The sequence below is a fragment of the Amycolatopsis sp. NPDC031561 genome (assembly GCF_055580625.1).
In genome coordinates, this window is sequence record NZ_JBVILA010000011.1 from 53,848 (window position 1) to 71,200 (window position 17,353).

General features: G+C 68.7%; 16 protein-coding genes. 10 read left to right on the forward strand and 6 right to left on the reverse strand.

The window, feature by feature from the left end; genetic code table 11:
• Positions 1 to 2: 2 nt before the first annotated feature.
• Genes ACZ5IK_RS22495 through ACZ5IK_RS22535 form a run of 9 tightly spaced genes read left to right on the forward strand, consistent with a single transcriptional unit; the run spans position 3 to position 8,325 of the window.
• Positions 3 to 842 carry an MlaE family ABC transporter permease gene (locus ACZ5IK_RS22495; RefSeq protein WP_465489427.1) on the forward strand — a complete coding sequence of 280 codons (840 nt, stop codon included), beginning with the start codon at positions 3 to 5 and terminating at the stop codon, positions 840 to 842.
• The gene (locus ACZ5IK_RS22500) at positions 839 to 2,062 is read left to right on the forward strand and encodes an MCE family protein (protein WP_465489428.1); all 1,224 of its coding nucleotides are present in this window, start codon (positions 839 to 841) and stop codon (positions 2,060 to 2,062) included. The genes ACZ5IK_RS22495 and ACZ5IK_RS22500 overlap by 4 nt, the downstream gene beginning before the upstream one ends.
• On the forward strand, positions 2,059 to 3,072 hold the full coding sequence (locus ACZ5IK_RS22505) for an MCE family protein (RefSeq protein WP_465489429.1): 1,014 nt from the start codon (positions 2,059 to 2,061) through the stop codon (positions 3,070 to 3,072). The genes ACZ5IK_RS22500 and ACZ5IK_RS22505 overlap by 4 nt, the downstream gene beginning before the upstream one ends.
• Complete coding sequence (locus tag ACZ5IK_RS22510; protein WP_465489430.1) at positions 3,069 to 4,079, forward strand: MCE family protein; 1,011 nt, start codon at positions 3,069 to 3,071, stop codon at positions 4,077 to 4,079. The genes ACZ5IK_RS22505 and ACZ5IK_RS22510 overlap by 4 nt, the downstream gene beginning before the upstream one ends.
• The gene (locus tag ACZ5IK_RS22515) at positions 4,079 to 5,083 is read left to right on the forward strand and encodes an MCE family protein (RefSeq protein ID WP_465489431.1); all 1,005 of its coding nucleotides are present in this window, start codon (positions 4,079 to 4,081) and stop codon (positions 5,081 to 5,083) included. Before ACZ5IK_RS22510 ends, ACZ5IK_RS22515 begins: the two co-directional genes overlap by 1 nt.
• Entirely contained in the window at positions 5,080 to 6,066 is a 987-nt protein-coding gene (locus ACZ5IK_RS22520; RefSeq protein WP_465489432.1) for an MCE family protein, read from the forward strand. Before ACZ5IK_RS22515 ends, ACZ5IK_RS22520 begins: the two co-directional genes overlap by 4 nt.
• The gene (locus ACZ5IK_RS22525; RefSeq protein WP_465489433.1) at positions 6,066 to 7,166 is read left to right on the forward strand and encodes an MCE family protein; all 1,101 of its coding nucleotides are present in this window, start codon (positions 6,066 to 6,068) and stop codon (positions 7,164 to 7,166) included. Before ACZ5IK_RS22520 ends, ACZ5IK_RS22525 begins: the two co-directional genes overlap by 1 nt.
• Before the next feature lie 5 nt (positions 7,167 to 7,171).
• The gene (locus ACZ5IK_RS22530) at positions 7,172 to 7,675 is read left to right on the forward strand and encodes a hypothetical protein (RefSeq protein ID WP_465489434.1); all 504 of its coding nucleotides are present in this window, start codon (positions 7,172 to 7,174) and stop codon (positions 7,673 to 7,675) included.
• Between the two features lie 11 nt (positions 7,676 to 7,686).
• Positions 7,687 to 8,325: a hypothetical protein gene (locus tag ACZ5IK_RS22535; protein WP_465489435.1), complete on the forward strand. Its 639-nt coding sequence runs from the start codon at positions 7,687 to 7,689 to the stop codon at positions 8,323 to 8,325.
• 412 nt (positions 8,326 to 8,737) lie between these two features.
• Here the strand turns inward: ACZ5IK_RS22535 and ACZ5IK_RS22540 are convergent, their stop codons facing one another.
• From ACZ5IK_RS22540 to ACZ5IK_RS22555, 4 genes are all read right to left on the reverse strand, one after another.
• Positions 8,738 to 9,982 (reverse strand): PucR family transcriptional regulator, encoded by a 1,245-nt coding sequence (locus ACZ5IK_RS22540; RefSeq protein ID WP_465489436.1) that lies wholly within the window; start codon positions 9,980 to 9,982, stop codon positions 8,738 to 8,740.
• A 32-nt stretch (positions 9,983 to 10,014) separates the two neighbouring features.
• A complete protein-coding gene (locus ACZ5IK_RS22545) occupies positions 10,015 to 11,205 on the reverse strand; it encodes a PucR-like N-terminal domain-containing protein (protein ID WP_465489437.1) in 1,191 nt (396 codons plus the stop codon).
• Positions 11,206 to 11,545: 340 nt separating this feature from the next.
• Positions 11,546 to 12,535: an alpha/beta fold hydrolase gene (locus ACZ5IK_RS22550; protein WP_465489438.1), complete on the reverse strand. Its 990-nt coding sequence runs from the start codon at positions 12,533 to 12,535 to the stop codon at positions 11,546 to 11,548.
• Positions 12,536 to 12,877: 342 nt separating this feature from the next.
• Positions 12,878 to 14,098, reverse strand: a complete 1,221-nt coding sequence (locus tag ACZ5IK_RS22555) for a PucR-like N-terminal domain-containing protein (protein WP_465489439.1) — start codon at positions 14,096 to 14,098, stop codon at positions 12,878 to 12,880.
• Between the two features lie 315 nt (positions 14,099 to 14,413).
• Here ACZ5IK_RS22555 and ACZ5IK_RS22560 point away from each other — a divergent pair, with 315 nt between their 5' ends.
• Positions 14,414 to 15,610 carry a PucR family transcriptional regulator gene (locus ACZ5IK_RS22560; protein ID WP_410605145.1) on the forward strand — a complete coding sequence of 399 codons (1,197 nt, stop codon included), beginning with the start codon at positions 14,414 to 14,416 and terminating at the stop codon, positions 15,608 to 15,610.
• On the opposite strand, the gene ACZ5IK_RS22565 is transcribed toward ACZ5IK_RS22560, so the two are convergent.
• Both ACZ5IK_RS22565 and ACZ5IK_RS22570 read right to left on the reverse strand, forming a co-directional pair.
• The gene (locus ACZ5IK_RS22565; RefSeq protein WP_465489440.1) at positions 15,550 to 16,116 is read right to left on the reverse strand and encodes a GtrA family protein; all 567 of its coding nucleotides are present in this window, start codon (positions 16,114 to 16,116) and stop codon (positions 15,550 to 15,552) included. The two genes, ACZ5IK_RS22560 and ACZ5IK_RS22565, sit on opposite strands and share 61 nt — an antisense overlap.
• A gap of 7 nt (positions 16,117 to 16,123) precedes the next feature.
• Positions 16,124 to 17,338, reverse strand: coding sequence for a lipase family protein (locus ACZ5IK_RS22570; protein WP_465489441.1), 1,215 nt, complete (start codon positions 17,336 to 17,338; stop codon positions 16,124 to 16,126).
• Positions 17,339 to 17,353: the final 15 nt, after the last annotated feature.

Sequence of the window (17,353 nt, forward strand, 5' to 3'; positions counted from 1 at the left end):
CCGTGACCAGCGTCCCCGAGCGGGCCAAGGAAGCCTTCAAACGCCCCGGCAACAGTCTTTTCGAGCTGGGCGACCAGCTGCTGTTCTACATCCGCGCGCTGGCGGCGATCCCGATGGCCGTCACCCGCTATTTCCGCGAAGTGGTGCGCCTGCTCGCCGAAGTGACCTTCGGCAGCGGTGCCCTCGCGGTGATCGGCGGCACCGTCGGCGTGATGGTCGGCCTGTGCGTGTTCACCGGGATCACGGTGGGGTTGCAGGGTTTCAGCGCGCTGAACCAGATCAACATCTCCGCGATGACCGGCTTCCTCACCGCCTACTTCAACACCCGCGAGATCGCGCCGCTCTCGGCGGGGCTCGCGTTGTCCGCGACGGTCGGCGCCGGATTCACCGCGCAACTGGGCGCCATGCGGATCTCCGAAGAGATCGACGCGCTCGAAGTGATGGCCGTGCGCAGCATGCCGTACCTCGTCACCACCCGGATCGTGGCCGGGTTCATCGCGATCATCCCGCTCTACGTGATCGGCCTGCTGATCTCGTACCTCGGTTCGCGGGTGACCACGGTCGTCTTCTTCGGACAGTCCGGCGGAACCTACGACCACTACTTTTCCCTGTTCTTGCCGCCCGAAGACGTCCTGTGGTCGTTCGTCAAGGTGCTCGTGTTCAGCGTCGGCGTCATCCTCACGCACTGCTTCTACGGCTATCGCGCCGCGGGCGGCCCGGCGGGCGTCGGGGTCGCGGTCGGCCGCGCCGTGCGGACGTCGATCGTGCTGATCAGCGTGCTCGACCTGTTCCTCAGCCTGGCCATCTGGGGTGCCACCACGACGGTGAAGGTCTCGGGATGACCGCGCGGGCACGGACACAGGCCGCCGGGGTGATCTTCCTCGTCATCCTGGTGCTGCTCGGCTGGCTCGCCGTCGCCATCTTCAACAAGGACTTCGACCGCGCGGAAATGATCACTCTCAAGACCGACAGGGTCGGCAGCCAGCTCGCCCCGACCGCCGAGGTCAAGGTCCGTGGCGTCCCGTTCGGTGAGGTCAGGGCGGTACGCAGCAGCGGCGAGGGGGTCGAGGTCGATCTCGCCATCGACCCGGCGAAGATCGATCAGTTGCCACGCAACGTTTCGGCCCGGTTGTTGCCGAAGACGGTGTTCGGCGAGCGGTACGTCAACCTCGTGCTGCCGGACCGGCCCGCGGACGGTTCGCTTCGGGAGGGCGACGTCATCACCCAGGACCGTTCGTCCAACGCCATCGAACTCGAACGCGTTCTCGGCGATCTGCTGCCCCTGCTGCGGGCGGTGCAGCCGCAGAAGCTCAACAGCTCACTCGGCGCGATCTCGCTCGCGCTCGACAATCGCGGGAAATCCTTGGGGGACAGCATCGTCCAGCTCAACGACCTCCTCGGCCAGGTGAACCCGCTGATGCCGCAGTTCAAGGCGGACATCAGCAAGCTCGCCGACGTCGCCGACCTCTACACCGGCGCGGCGCCGGACATCCTCAAGGCCCTCTCTGATCTCTCCGCGACCGCGAAGACCATTGTGGACACTCGCGCCGATCTCGACAAGCTGTACACCAGCGTCACCACCGCGAGCGGTGACCTGAACAAGTTCCTGGTGCAGAACAAGGACAGCATCATCGGCGTCAGCGTGAAGAGCAGGCCGACACTGGAGCTGCTGTCCCGCTATTCGCCCGAGTTCCCGTGCCTCTTCGACGCGGTGAACAGGCTCAAGCCGGTGATGGAGAAGGCCTTAGGCAAGGGCACCGGTGAGCCCGGGCTGCACGTGACGTTGTCCGTCCACGATCCGCGCGACAAGTACGTGCCGGGCCGGGACGACCCGCGGTTCGACCAAAAGGGCGGCCCGCGGTGCTACGGCGGGGGTACGACTTCGGCGACGGTGTCCTTCGCCGCCGATGGGGACCTCGGCCCGGCCAATTCGAAGGGGGAGCGAGGGCTGGTCGCCGAGATCCTGGCGCCGTCGCTCGGGATGAAACCGGCCGAGGTCCCGGACTGGAGCAGTGTGCTCGTGGGCCCGGCGTTGCGCGGAACGGAGGTGACCGTCCGATGAGGAGTATCGCGGGACCGGCGATCAAGGGCCTGATCTTCTTCGTGATCACCGTGGTGGCGACCGGGATCCTGGCCATCACCATCGCCAACTCCGGGGTCGGCACGACGGTCGGCTACACCGCCAGATTCACCGACGCGACGTCGGTCAACCCCGGGGACGAGGTCCGGATGTCCGGCGTCCGGATCGGGCAGGTGGACTCCATCGGGGTGGTCAAGCGGCGCCTGGCGGACGTGCGGTTCTCGATCGAGAACAAGCGCCGTCTCACCTCGGGGGCCACGGTCACCATCAGGTACCGCAACCTCGTCGGCCAGCGGTATCTTTCGATCGACCCCGGTCCGGACGGGCCGGCCGCGCTGACCGAGGGCGCGCTGATCCCGCCGGAGCGGACGATCCCGGCGCTGGACCTGACCGCGTTGTTCAACGGGTTCAAACCGCTGTTCCAGGCGTTGTCGCCGAACGACGTCAACCAGTTGTCGTTCGAGATCGTCCAAGTGCTGCAGGGGGAGGGGAGCACCATCGACAGCCTCCTGGAGCACACCGCGTCGCTCACGAACACGCTGGCCGGCAAGGACGAGGTGATCGGCCAGGTGGTCGGCAACCTCAACACGGTGCTCGACACGCTCAACTCCCAGGGCGACCAGTTCGACAAGCTGGTCGACGTCACCGCGCAGCTGGTCTCCGGGCTCGCGGGTGACGCGAAACCGATCGGTTCGGCGATCGGCGGGCTCGGTGAGCTCACGACGGCCACTGCGGACCTGCTCCAGGACGGCCGTGCGCCGTTGAAGGCCAGCATCGACACCCTCGGCGACCTGTCGAAGAACCTCGCCGACAACACCCCGGTGTTCGAACAGTTCCTGACGAATCTCCCGAAGAAGCTGGACCGCATGGGCGCGATGGTCTCGTACGGCTCGTGGTTCAACTTCTACCTGTGCTCGGTCAAATCGGACGCGCCACCGGCCCCGGGCGGCCCGCCGGTCGGCATCCCGCTGACCCAAGGACGGTGCCGGTGAAAGCGCCAAGGATCAAACCCTTCCGCAGCCGCAACCCCATCGTGGTCGGCACCGTCACGGCCGTGCTGATGACCGTCGCCGGCTCGGCGGTGTTCTTCTCCGACGATCTCCCGCTGATCGGCGGCGGCACCACGTACGCGGCGGAGTTCACCGAAGCCGCCGGGCTCAAACGCAACGACGAGGTCCGGGTGGCGGGGGTGAAGGTCGGCGAGGTCACCGACGTCCTGCTGGACGGCGGCCGCGTCAAGGTCCTGTTCCGGGTCAAGGACACCTGGGTCGGCAACCGCACCACCGCGGCGATCAAGATCAAAACCCTGCTGGGGCAGAAGAACCTGGTCATCGACCCGGTCGGCAACGCCGAACTGGACCCGGACGAGCCGATCCCGGTGCAGCGCACGAGTTCTCCTTACGACGTCACCACGGTGTTCAACGACCTCGCGAGCACCGTGGGCGCGATCGACACCGATCAGCTCGCGAAGGCGTTCGGGACGTTGTCGGAGACGCTCGGCGCCTCCACACCCCAGGACGTCCGGACCGCCTTCGACGGCATCACCGCGCTGTCGAAGACGCTCGCGTCCCGCGACGAAGAACTGGTGAAGCTGTTCCAGAACACGAACAAGGTGTCGCAGACGCTCGGCGACCGGTCGCAGCAGATCGAGGCGCTGATCCGCGACGGCAACACCTTGCTGACGGAGCTGAACGCGCGCAAGGACGCGATCGCGAAGCTGTTCAGCGGGGTGAAGAACCTCTCGGTGCAGCTCAAAGGACTCGTCGCGGACAACCAGAAGACACTGGGCCCGGCGCTCGAGCAGCTCGATCGCGTCGCCACCGTGCTGCAGCGCAACCAGGACAAGCTCAGTGAAAGCCTGCGGCTGGCCGGGCCGTTCTACCGGCTGCTCGGGAACGCGGTCGGCAACGGCCGCTGGATCGACACCTACATCTGCGGGCTCGTCCCGACCGGCAGTACGCCCGGCAGCTGCATGCCGTCGAGGAACGGGGGACGCTGATGGGGCGCCACTTCACGTTGTCCGATCTCGGGGCGCACGCCCGCCGACGGGCCTGGGTGCGGCGGCTCGCGCTCGCCGTCGTCGCGGGGCTGGTCGTGACGGCGGCCTGGCCGCTGCTGACCCGGCAGGCCGACCGCGTGCTGACCGGGTACTTCACCGCGACCGTCGGGGTCTACCCGAACACCGAGGTACGCGTGCTCGGGGTCCCGATCGGTTCGGTGACCAAGGTCGAACCCCAGGGGACCACCGTCCAGGTGACCATGTCGGTGCGGCCGGACGTCAAGCTGCCCGCCGGCGTCGGCGCCGTCGTGATCACGCCGAGCCTGGTCGCCGACCGGTACGTGCAGCTCACCCCCGTGTACACCGGCGGCCCGGAGCTGGGTGGTGACGCCCGGATCCCACGCGAACGCACCGTGACCCCTGTCGAGGTCGACGAACTCCTCGGCAGCCTCAACCAGCTGATGACCGCGCTGGGGCCGAAGGGCGCGAACAGGGACGGCGCGGTCAGCGACGTCCTGACCAAGGCCGCGACCTACCTCGACGGCAACGGCGGCAAACTCGGCGAGGCGATCAAGAACCTCGGCGAATTCGCCAGGACGGCGAGCGATTCCAAGGACGACCTGTTCAACTCCGTCGACAACATCAGCAAGTTCACCGCGATGCTCGCCTCGAACGACGACAGGGTGAAACAGGCGATCCAGCAGATCTCCTCGATCAGCAAGATCCTGGCCGATCAGCGGGACCAGTTCTCCGGCGCGATGACCGAACTGACCGAGGCGCTGAGCGTGGTGCAGGGCTTCATCAAGGACAACCGGGGCAAAGTGAAGTCCGATGTGGACAAACTCGCCGAGATCACCAAGGTGCTCAGCCAGCAGAAGGCGTCACTGAGCGAGGCTCTCGACTCGGCGCCGAACGCGCTGGCGAACGTGCTCGGCGCGTACAACCAGGGCGCCGGAACGCTGGACGGCCGAGGGAACCTCACCGAATTCTCGGGGGCGAAATGAAGTCCCGGTTCAAATGCGCGGCCCTGCTGGCTCTCACGCTGGCCGCCACCGGCTGCGGCAGCGGGGGTGTCGACGTCTACGACATCCCGTTGCCGGGTGGTGCCGCGCTGGGTGAACACCCGATCCATGTGACGGCGAGTTTCAGCAACGTGCTGGATCTCGTTCCGCAGTCCGGGGTGAAGGTCAACGACGTCCCGGTCGGCCAGGTGCGGACGGTCGAACTGGCGCCGGACGGCCGCAGCGCGGTGGTCGGGCTGCTGCTCAACGGGGACGTGAACCTGCCTGCCAACGCGGTCGCGCGGCTGCGGCAGGCGAGCATCCTCGGCGAGAAGTTCGTCGAACTCGCGCCGCCGGCCGACGGGACCCCGAGCGGGCGGCTCACCGACGGCGCGGTCATCCCGCTGGCCAGTTCGTCGCTGACCCCGGAGATCGAAGAGGTCTTCGGCGCGCTTTCCCTGCTGCTCAATGGTGGAGGCGTCGCGCAGGTGCAGAACATCACCCGCGAACTGAACGACGCGCTCGGCGGCAAGGAAAGCGCGGCCCGCAGCCTGCTGGCCAATCTGGACACCTTCGTGCGCGGGCTCGACGAGCACAAGTCGGAGATCACGCGCGCCATCGAGAGTGTCAACAAGCTCGCGGCGACGCTGAACGCGAACACCGAGGAGATCAAGACGACGCTGAACGGCCTCACGCCCGGGATCGAGGTGCTGAACCAGCAGCGCCAGGCGCTCGTCGGGATGCTGAAGTCGTTGGACGGGCTCACTTCGGTCGCGGTCGACACGGTGAACCGCAGCAAGGACGACCTCGTCGCCGATCTCAAAGCGCTCGAACCGTTGCTGCGCAGGCTGGCCGACTCCGGGGACAAACTGCCGAAGGCGATGGAGATGATCTTCACCTTCCCGTTCCCCGACGCCGCGCTCGAGGCCATCCGCGGTGACTACCTGAACACGTTCCTGACCTTCAAGAACAGTGGTGGCCGCTGATGCTGACCAAGTTCGTCCGTGTCCAGCTGGTGGCCTTCGTGGTCATCGCGGTCCTCGGCGTCGCGTATGTCGGCGCGACGTACGCGGGGCTGGACAAGCTGGTGCTCGACCGCGGCTACACCGTCAAAGTGCGGCTCGCCACCGGTGGCGGCATCTTCAGCAACGCCGAGGTCACCTATCGGGGCGTGCCGATCGGCCGGGTCGGAGAACTGCGGCTGGCCGCCTCAGGAATGGAGGTGGACCTCGAGATCGAGCCGGGCGTCCCGGAAGTGCCCGCGGACACGGAAGCCGTCGTCGCCAACCGGTCCGCCGTCGGCGAGCAGTACGTCGACCTGCGGCCGCGTCGCGGCGACGGTGCCGTGTTGCGGGACGGTTCGGTGATCAGCGAGGCGGACACGAAGATCCCGCTGCCGGTGGACGTCGTCCTGTCCAGTGTGGACTCTTTCGCCAACTCGGTGCCGAAACCCGCCCTGCGGACCGTGGTCGACGAGCTGTACAACGCGACGTCCGACGCCGGCCCGGCGCTGGACCAGCTCGTCGGGCGCGGGATCGAGTTCGTGAAGGAGGCGAGTGAGCACGTCGGCCCGCTGACCAGGTTCGTGACCGACGCGCAGACCGTGCTCGACACGCAGGTTTCGCAGGCGGACGCGATCCGGTCGTTCGGAGCCAACGCGAAGCTGCTCGCCGCGACGCTGAAGAGCTCCGACGGTGATCTGCGGCGGCTCATCCCGGCCGTTCCGGCGGCGGCGAACGAGATCAGCACGCTCCTACGGGAGACCGGCCCGAGCCTCGGCATCCTGCTGGCGAACCTGCTGACCACCGCGGACGTGCTGGAAACGCGGCAGGACGGCCTCGAACAATTGCTGGTCACCGCGCCGAAGGCGGTCGCCGCGGGCCACGCGATCATGGGGCCGGACGGCGCGCACGTCGGCCTGTCGCTGACGTTCTTCGATCCGCCGCCGTGTGTCACCGGCTACGGAACCGGCTACCGCGACGGTCTCGACACGTCGCCGCGACCGTTGAACACCGCGGCGCGCTGTGCGCTGCCGAAGGGCAACCCGACGAACGTGCGCGGCTCGCAGAACGTGCCGGGAAGGTGAAGACGATGACTCGACTCGCGGTTCTGCTCGCGGTGGTGGCCACCGCGTTCGCCGCCTGGTTCGGCTACTCCTGGTGGGACGCGAGCCGGGACGACGGCGTCGCGCGTGCCACCGTCCGCGAGGAGGCGTTGCGGGTGGGCAGACAGTCTGTCGCCGCACTGACCACTTTGGACTATCGCCAAGCCGGGCAGGGCTACCAGAACTGGCTGAACCTGTCCGGCGGCGCGCTGCACGACGAGCTCGCGCGAGACCGGGAAGGCGGGCTGGTCCGGATCGGCCAGGCGAAGACCGTCACCACCGGCCGGGTCGTCGACGCCGCGGTGACCGAAGTGGACAGTGGCGGCGGCACCGCCGAGGTGATCGCCTCGGTCGAACTCGAAGTCCGCCCCGACGGCGGGGAGGCCGTCACCAAACACAACCGGTTCCGCGCCGGCCTGAACCGGACACCGGACGGATGGCGCGTCACGTCGCTCGGCCAGGTGCCGGTGACCGACACCGGAAAGCCCTGACGGAGGACGGAATGACCACGAAACGAGCCGTCAAACCGATGCGGCGCACCGTGAAGGTCGCCGGGAAAAGGGGCGGGAGCACGCGGGTTCTCGAAGCTCCCGAAGTCCCCGACTCTGTGCTCCCCGAGGAGCCCCCGGTCGTCGTCGCTCCCGTACGGCGACGGGGTGTTTGGATGTTCGGCGCGGTCGCGCTGGTGATGGCGGGCCTCGCGGGGTGGTTCGCGATCGAAGCGCGGGACGCGACGGCGGTCCTGACGCACAACACCGCGCTGACCGACGTCGCCACGACCGCCGAGGTGAGCGACCAGGTCGGCAAGGCGCTCGGCACGGTGTTCTCCTACCGCTACGACGATCCCGCCAAGAGCGAAAAGGCCGCGAAAGAGGTCCTGACCGGGCCCGCGCTGGGGCAGTACGACCAGCTGTTCGCGCAGGTCCGTGGGCTGGCGACGGAGCAGAAACTCGTCGTGACCTCGACGCCGGTGGTCTCGGGCGTCAAGGTTCTCGACGGGGACCGGGCGTCGCTGCTGGTGTTCCTGGACCAGACCGGCGTGCGGGGAGATGGGCAGCGGAGCTCCGGTGCGGCCCAATTGAGCGTCACGGCTGAACGCTCCGACGGCCGCTGGCGAGTCACCGCCCTGGCCGCCGCCTAGCGCTTCCGCAAGTAGTCGACTACTTGCGCCACTCGCAGGACCCGCGTGAAGGCCCCCTTTCCTCGGCTCAGCCGAGGGAAGGGGGCCTTCACGGCATGTGAAGTGTCCTGAAGGCCACCTTTGAGACCTTCAGTGTCTCAAAGGGTCCCTTCAGGACATTCCAGCTCAGAGAAGTACATGAAGGCGCGAAAGTCGGGTTCCGTTACACGCCACCGTTGTGGCTGGTGGTGTAAGTGGACAAGGGCACGGTCCGTGAAGGCCTCCTTGAGGGACCCAGGGTCCCTCAAGGAGGCCTTCACGGAATGCGGTACCTAAGCGGCACACCCACACCGGCACGCTCGGGTGACTGCTTGGCCTCACGCAAGTAGTCGACTACTTGCGCGAACCACCGACACGCGCGTCGGCGCTAGCCTCAGGAGGGAGCGGCTCGCAGAGCCAGGATCATCTCGAACCGCCGCTCAGGATCCCGCAGCCCGTCCGAGAACAGCGCCTCCAGCTCCTGAGCGCGAGACCGCACAGTCTGCGGATGCACCGCGAGCCGTTCCGCCACCTCGCGGACGTTCCCGCAGGTCTCCAGCCAAGCCAGCAGTGTCCCGGCCAGCCGTAAATGCTGCTTCCCGGTCAACCCGGCCAGCGGACCGAGCCGTTCCCGGACCAGTTCGGCGGCCAGGAACGGTTCCTTGAGCAGCCACAGGCGCGAAAGGTGGTCGACACACCACGTCACGGGTTCGTCGGCGAGCGCGCCGGACTCGACGAGCCGCAGGGCCTCGCGTGCGGCCCGCAAGGAACGTGCCGCGAAGGCGGGCGGGACGGCGGGACCGATCGCGGCCCGGCACCCGGCCAGGTCTTCGGCGAAGCGTTCCCGTTCGTCCGGTTCCGGAGCGGGGAGCAACAGGCAGGGAGAAGGGCTCTCGAAGTCGGCAAGCCCGGTCGACGCGGCCACGGGGGCTTCGTCCGACGGCGGGTCGAGGGCGACGGCGACGAGCAGGTCCGGCAGCTGCCATCGGGCCAGGTCGGCGGCGTTTTTGACGACGTCGGGTGGAGACGGAGGCTCGGCGAGCAGGAGCTCCATCAGCCGGTGCCGCCGTCGCTCCAGTGCGCCCGCGGCCTTCTCGCGCGCCTCCGCGTGGCCCTCGACGGACAGCGCCGACAGCTCGTCGATGTAGGCGAAGATGGCTTCCGCGAGCAGGCACAGCGTCGCGGAAGGGACGCCGGCGCGACGGCCGGCCTCGGCCACCCGGCGCCAGGTCACCCTGGCCCCGACCCGGTACGCGGCCTGGAGGACGTCGACGTTGCGGCCCTGGTGGAACTCCTGGACGCCCAGGCTCAGGAACACGCTCCGCCGGTCTTCCGACGGGGCTTCCGGGTTCCCGATCCGCTCCACGAACTGCAGGAACGCCATCTGGACGCCGGTTTTGAGCGCCTTTCCGAACGCGCCGTCCAGTGGCCGCGCGTAGTCGGGGATGGTCCGCTGGATCTCGCGGACCACCTCCCCGGCCACGTCGGCCAGCACCGGCCGGAACACGGCCGACAGCTCTCTCGGCAGCAGCGCCCAGAGCTGCACGGGACGCCCGCTCGACCCATCGGGCCGAGCGGGCGTGAGGAGCGGGCCGTACGTCGCCTCGATCCCGCTGCGGGCATCCTGCGGTCGGGTCACCTCGTCACCTCGTTGTGAGTGGGAAACGCTGGTCAGTCCTCGGCGAGCAAAGCCTCCGCGCGCAGGGCGATCTCCATGTCGAGCCGGTCGTCGGCGTTGTTCAACCGGTCGCCGAAGAGATCGATGAGCTGGTGCATGCGGTATCGGACGGTCTGGGGATGGACCTTGAGTTTCTTCGCGATCTCCGGGGCGCTGCCCCGGGACTGCAGCCAGATCAGCAACGTCTCCCCGAGCCGCGCCCGCTGTTTGGGGGTGAGGTCGTTGAACGGGGCGAGGCTGCGTGTGCACAGCTCACGGACCAGGAACTCGTCGGCGAGCAGCCACAGGGTGGACAGGTGATCGCTGTACCGGGTGACCCGTTCGTCCGGCAGGACCCCGCGCTGGACCAGCCGCAGGGTGCGACGGGCCCACAGCAGGGAGCGCGGTGCTTCGGTGAGCCGCACGGCCGGACCGATCACCGCCCGCCAGCCGGGAAGCCGTTCGGCGAGGTCCTTCAGGTGCTTGTCGGGGTCGCCGGTGACCAGGCAGGGCTTGGGGCCCTCGAAGTCGACCAGGACGTCGGAGTCCAGGTCGGCGCTGTCGGGATCCAGCGGGCCGAGCCGTCGTTCCAGCGCGACGACCGTGACCTCGGCAGGCATCGCCCACTGGGCGTTGGCGGCGTGGGACGCGATCGACTGCGGTGAGGACGGCGGATCGGAGAGCATCAGTTCGAGCAGCCTGCGCCTGCGTCTCGCTCTGGTGCCCGCGGCCCGCTCCTGCGCGGCCGTGTAGCCCTCGATGGACAGCGCGGAAATCTCGTCCACATAGGCGAAGATCGCCTCGGCCGCGGTGCACAGGAGATCGGCGTCCGCTCCGATCGCCTGCCCGAATTCCGAGACGTGCCGCCAGGCGACGCGACCGCCGACGCGGTAGGCCGTCTGCAGGCAGTCGAGGCTGCGGCCCTCCTTGAACTCGACCTTTCCGAGGTTGCGGAACACCGCCGACCACTTGTCGAGTGACGTCGTCCCCTGTCCGATGGTATCGAGGCAGTGCAGGATCGCCTGCCGGATACCCTGCGTGATGATCTGTCCGAACGCGCCTTCCAGTGGCTGCGCGTACTCGGGGACGGCTCGTTGCACCTCCTGAAGGATGGCTCGCGCCAAGGGGTCGGCTCGCGGCCGGAACCGCTCGCCGAGATCCCTCGGCAGTGACGCCCACAGTCCATTCGCACCGGTGCTGCGCACAGGTCGGTTCTCCACTGGGGTTCTCGGTGCCGGCGTGAAGGCGCGCGGTCGCTGGACCGGACCCGGTGGCTGGCGGTGCGGGGTGGCGGGGTTACGCACGTCGGGGTCAGGCCGTGCGGACCGCAGATCGTGCCGCGAGAACCCGGTATCCAAGTCGGTCATGTTTTTTATCCTTGCTGGCAACAAAATCAGCCTCTTCAACGGTGAAGCCGATCCAGATTTTGTGGCTCACGCAACATAAAATCCGGCCGAGAGGACTGTCAACGGCTGGCGGGGCCTTGATCGGCCACCTGGATGGACTACACCCGAACGGGTGGTCCGATCCGGCGGCGGGTGACACTTAGGCGGGCCTCAGATGGGGTCCGGGTGACAACTTTTCCGGGGCCTTTTCGAGCGCCTCCGCCGCCTCGCTGGCGCGGAGGAGCACCTCGACGACCTCGTCCAGGCTCAACCGGGCGGGTGCGGTCTCGGCGAGGAAGCGTTCGATCTCGCCGCCGAACCGGGCCGGATCGGCCACATGTGGAAAGTGTTTCGCATTTTCGAACACCGTCAAGCGGCTATCCGGCAGCAGTTCGCTGGTCTTCCGGCCGTGGCCGACCGGGATGAGCGGATCGTGCGCGCCCCAGACGACCAGCGTCGGCACCTCCCGGGCGAGGTAGAGCTTGTCGACGGCGCTCGCGCGCTGGCCGCGGAGGTCGATCAGGCTGCGCGCGATGAACAGGAACGCCCGCCGCCTGCCCGGATCGGCCAGCGACGCGAGGTGGCGGGTCAGCTCCCTGGTCTCGGGGGAGAGCTTCCCGCCGAGCTTGCGGCAGGCGGCGGCGATCCCGCGGGCGATCGCGACGGTGACCGGGTTGACGGCGGCCGACAGCGTCGCCTTGGCCCCCGGCAGCGCCGTCGCGCGCAGGACCGGGGTGACCTGCGGGCCGAGCCCGGCGCTGCCCACGAGCACCAGCCGGGCGCACATCTCGGGGAACTGGTACGCGAACTGCATCGCGATCCCGCCGCCGAGGGAGTGCCCGGCGATGGTCGCGTGGCGGTTGCCGGTGAGCGCGAGGACGTCACGGACCACACTGGCCATCGCGCCGAGGCCGTAGTCGGCCCGTGGCGAGCCCGAATCGCCGTGTCCCGGAAGGTCGGGGACGAGAACGCGGCGGTCGAACCCGGTCCGCTCGAAGTGGTCGAGCAACGGCACCCAGGTCTCACCGCTGCCGGAGATCCCGTGCAGCAGCACGAGCGGCTCGCCCGCGAAGTCCTTTGTGGACGGCAGGTATTCCCGCAACCGGATTTCCTGGCCGTGCAGGGTCAGTGTGCGCGTTTGGAGGGCCATGTCCCGCCTTTCCGTTGTCAGGCGTCAAAATAACGGGTAGAACGGCTGGTGCGTCAGCGTGTCGCCGGACACGTCCGGTAATGACGACCCGGATGACAAGAATTCCGGGGCGCACCCCGAGCCGGATGCTAAAACCGTGACGGTGGGGCTGTTTCGCATCGACAATCTCCCGCCGTCCCGGTATTCAGGAAAGCGTCGGTAAACACCCGTCACCACGGGGAGAAAAAACGATGGCCTGCCGGGCGGACTTCCACATCGATCAGCCGAGGGCGAAGCGCGCCCGCCGGGGCCTGCGCTGGGTGCTCCCCACCGTGCGGCCGTCGGAACGGCGGGTCCGGCGCGTCAGCTCCCTGGTTCCCCTTCGTCGGGGCGGAGGGCCCGCATAAGTCGCTGCGCGCGCAGCGCGAGGTGCATGCCCAGCCGGTCGTCCGCGTCCTTGAGGCGGTCGCCGAACAGGTCTTCCAGCTGCCGAAGGCGGTTCCGCACGGTCTGCGGGTGCACTCCCAGCCGTTGCGCGATATCCGGTGCCCCACCGCGGGTTTCCAGCCATGCCAGCAGGGTTTCGCTGAGTCGCGCCTGTTGTTTCTCGCTCAGTGAGCTGAACGGGTCGAGGCTCTGCTTGGCGAGCTCGGCCCCGAGGAAGTCCTCGGCGAGCAGCCACAGCGTGGCGAGGTGATCCCGGCACCAGACGATCGGGCCGGGGGCGTCTTCGCTGGTCAGCAGTAGTGCGCGGCGAGCGGTGCGGAGGGCGGCGGGGGAGTCGGTGAGCGGTACGACCGGGGAGACCGCCGCGCGCCAGCCGTCCATCCCGTCCTTCAGCGGCGCGAGATCGGTGTCGGGATCCGCGGTGAGCAGGTACGGCTCGGTGCTGTCGAGGTCGTGCAGCACGGTGCCGTCCAGGAGATGGGCGGGAAAGGCGGGGGCACCCGGGGTGCGCTGGAGCGCGACCATGGCCGCGGTCTCCGGAACCCGCCATCCGGCGCCGTTGGCCAGGCTCGCGATGCTGCACGCGGACCCTTCCGGGGCCTGTGAGATCAGTTCGAGCAGGCGGCGGCGCCGGAGCGGGATCGCCCCCGCCGCCTTGGCTTCCGCTTCCTGGTAGCCCTCGATCGTCGTGGCGCACAGTTCGTCGACGTAGACGAAGACCGACTCCGCCGCGAGCGCGATGACGTCGGGGCCGACGCGGAGTCCGCGCACGATGGGCCGCATCGCCCGCCAGGCCGCCCGGGCGCCGACCGTCGCGCTGTCGTGCAACGGTTCCAGGCCGCGGCCCTCGGCGAACTCGGTCCGCCCGCGCAGGCGGTAGAACTCGATCCAGCGGTCGTGGGCGACGTCCGGATCGCCGATGCAGTCGACGTAGTGCTGCACCGCCCGCTCGCAGGAGACGACCAGGACCCGGCCGAAGACACCGCGCAACGGCAGCGAATACGCGCTGACCGACCGCTGCACCTGCTTGATCATGGCCGCCGCGGCGTGACCGACATACGGACGCAGTTCTTCGCCGAGCGAACGCGGCAACGTCGCCAGCATGCCGAAACTGCGGTACTCGACCACGAAGACCACCCTTTGATTTTCTTCGAACCGGGGACGGGAACATGAATCCCTTTGCACAACCGCGTCGGATCGACGGACCGGGTGCCGGGAGTGTTTCTACTGGATCGGCCGACTGCGTGTACCACGAATGTGACGTTGAATTGGCGACGGAAAGTCGCGGCGCGCCGCGTCGGTGACACGGATGGGCGTTTCGGTGTGGCGGCTTTTGACACGGATGTGGCGCCGGTTCTACGCTCCGTGCATTCGAGTGCGCCGGTGGCGCGCGGACGAAAGGGAATTGGTGCCCGTAATCGTCGGCCTACTTCACAGCTGGAGAACGCACACGTGAGCTGGCAGCCCGTTGGTTCGTTGTGGGCACGCCTGCCGAGGGAACTCGGTGACGCCGTCCGGCCGCGGATCCCGGCGATCGCCCGGTACTGCGTCGAAGGCGTGATGTCCGAAATCGCCGAATGCGCCGAAGTCTTCAGCGACAGCGACGCCCGTGCCGCGGCCGTCGAGCTGACCCGGCGCAGCATCGAACGCGCCATCGACCGGGTCGGCGTCCCCGAACTGCTGCAGAACGACCTGCTGGCGGACTTCCGTGCCCAGGGCAGGATCGCGTTCCATCAAGGACTCAGCCGCGAGGCCGCGCAGGCCGCGTTCAGGGTCTCGAGCCGGGTGCTGTGGCGTTCGATCGCCGCGGCGGGCCGTCAGCTCCAGCTTTCGGGTGACGTGCTCTACGGCGCGGCCGAATGCCTGTTCGGCGACGTCGTCGAGGTGACGATGGCGCTGACCGAGGGCTACAACGCCGCGCAGGCCGAGGCGACCGGGCCCGCGGAGCAGCGGGCCAGGTTGTTCCGGCTGCTGACCGGCGGCGCGGGATACACCCAGGCCGACGCCGGCGCGCTCGCCGTCGCGATCGGCTGGCGCATCCCGCAGCGGATCACCGCGGTCGTCTTCAGCGCGGCTCCCGGGGCGCCCGCGTTCCCTTCGGGACTGTTGCCCTCGGGGGTGCCCGCGGATCTCGTCTCCGACGCGCCCGGAGCGCTCGTGGCGTGTCCCGAAGCCGATCTCGGCGGCCTGCGGGAGCTGCCTTCCGGTTGGTCGGCGACGGTGGGCGTGTCCGTCCCGACGGCACAGGCCGCCGAGTCGTTCCGGATCGCGCGCCGCGCGTCCGAACTGGCCCAGCGGGGGATGATCACCACGGTCGGCCCGGTGCTGTGGTGCGAGGAGCACATCACCACGTTGCTGCTGCTCGCCGACGAGTTCCTGCTGGATCAGCTGGCTGTCGAGGCGCTGGAGCCGTTGTCGGGACTGGCGCCGCGGCAGCACGACGAGCTGGCGGCGACCCTGCTCACGCAGGTGCAGACGCGGGGGAGCGCGCCCGAGATCGCCCGGCAGCTCGCCGTGCACCCGCAGACGGTGCGGGCCCGCCTGCGGCGGCTCACGGAGTTGTTCGGCGAACGGCTGGACGATCCGGATCAGCGGCTGCGGATCGAACTCGCGCTGCGCGCGGAACGATTGAGGCCCGCCGACGTCTGAGTCCGTAGGCACTGACGGGCTCCCGCCACCGGGAACACCCAGCGGCGGTAGCCCCACCAGCGGAACGCCGAACCCGCAGCGGTGCCCAGCAGCATCCCGCTGACGAAGTCGGCGATCTCCTGCGCCAGGAAACCGACCTCGGGGACCTCGAAACGCAGGACGTAACGCGAGATCAGGGGCGGGCACAGGTTGATCGTCACGGCGATCGCGTTGACGGCGAAGAACAACGCCGCCTCGTGCAGCCTGCGCCTGCCGCCGCGGGTGTGGAACGCCCAGCGGCGGGAAAGAAGGTACGCGAAGGCCGTCGCCACGACGGTCGCGATGGCCAGCGCCGTGACCGGTTTGGCTTGCAGGACGGTGAGTTTCAGCCCGTAGTTGGTCCCGAGGGTGAGGCCGAACGCGGCGAGGCCGACGGTGGCGAACCGGAGCAGCTCACGCCGCTTGCCGGTCCGCGCACCGCCGTGCGCCGCGTCGTCCACAAAGGACGCTGGGGCGGTTCTGAGCACCGCGGGCTCAGCAGTTCGACGTCGCCGGGGTGCCCGCGACCCGGTCCTTGAGGAAGGCGAGCACGTCGGCGTTGCCGGTGTAGACCGCCGTGATGTGATCGGTCTCGAAGGTTTTCCAGGTCGTCTTGACCCCGGCGGCGCAGTAGGCCTTGTGCAGCGCGTCGGCCTGGGCGAACTGCACGAGCTGGTCCTGCGTCGCGTGGTAGAGGAATACCGGGACCTTGGGGGGTGTGCCGCCGAGCTTGTTCTCGTTGAGCCGCTTCACCCACTCCGGCCGGACGTAACCGGCGCTGGTCGTGTAGTCCGAGATCCGCTGGTTCGCGTAGGTGGTGAGCAGTTCGAACGTGCACGCGCTCTTCTGCATCTCCGCCAGTTTCACGCGGCCGTTGTCGCTGAGGAAGGAGTCCAGCTTCAACTCGGGGTACGCCTTGTCCAGGCCGAGGAGAGCGTAGGCGAAGACGCCGAAACCCTGCTTCCCGTCGAGTTGCAGCGTGACCTGGACGAGGTCGGCGGGCACACCGCCCGCCGCGACGCCGACGAGGTTCAGCTCCGGGGCGTACGAGGGCTGCAGTTCGCCCGCCCAGGCGGCCGCCCCGCCACCCTGCGAATACCCGCGGAAGAGCACCTTGGCGCCGGTGGACAGCTTGGCTTCCGGCAGTCGTTGCGCGGCGCGGACCGCGTCGATCACCGCAGGGCCTTCCGAACGCCCGACCACGTACGTCGTCTTCGGATCCTGGCGATAGCCCTCGTAATCGGTCAGCGCGACGGCGTATCCGGCGTCGAGCGCGTCGTCGAGCCCCGACTGCTCGTAGAACGCGCCGATGTCGACCATCTTCGACGGCGCGCAGTCGAACGCCGGACCCTGCGTACCGGCGGCGAACGAGACGATCGGCGCCTTCGCCGGGTCGGCGTTCTTCGGCACCAGCACCGTCCCGGTCACCGCGTCGGGCCGCCCGAGGGCGTCCGTCGACAGGTACATCACCTGCCACGCGTTGACGGAATCCTTACGCGGTCCGGCTTTCGAGACGCGTGAGCGGATGATGTCACCCGGTTTGCCCGCCGGGAGCGGGGACGGCGGGGTGTAGAACGAGTCGTCGGACGCCGTGGGGGCGGCGGAGTTCGCCGGGCTCCCGCTCAGCACGGTCAGCAGACCGGCGGACAGGACGATCGCCAGTACGGCGGCGAGTGTCCGGCGGGACGGGCGGGGGAACGAGATCGGCACGGCCGGGCCTCCAGA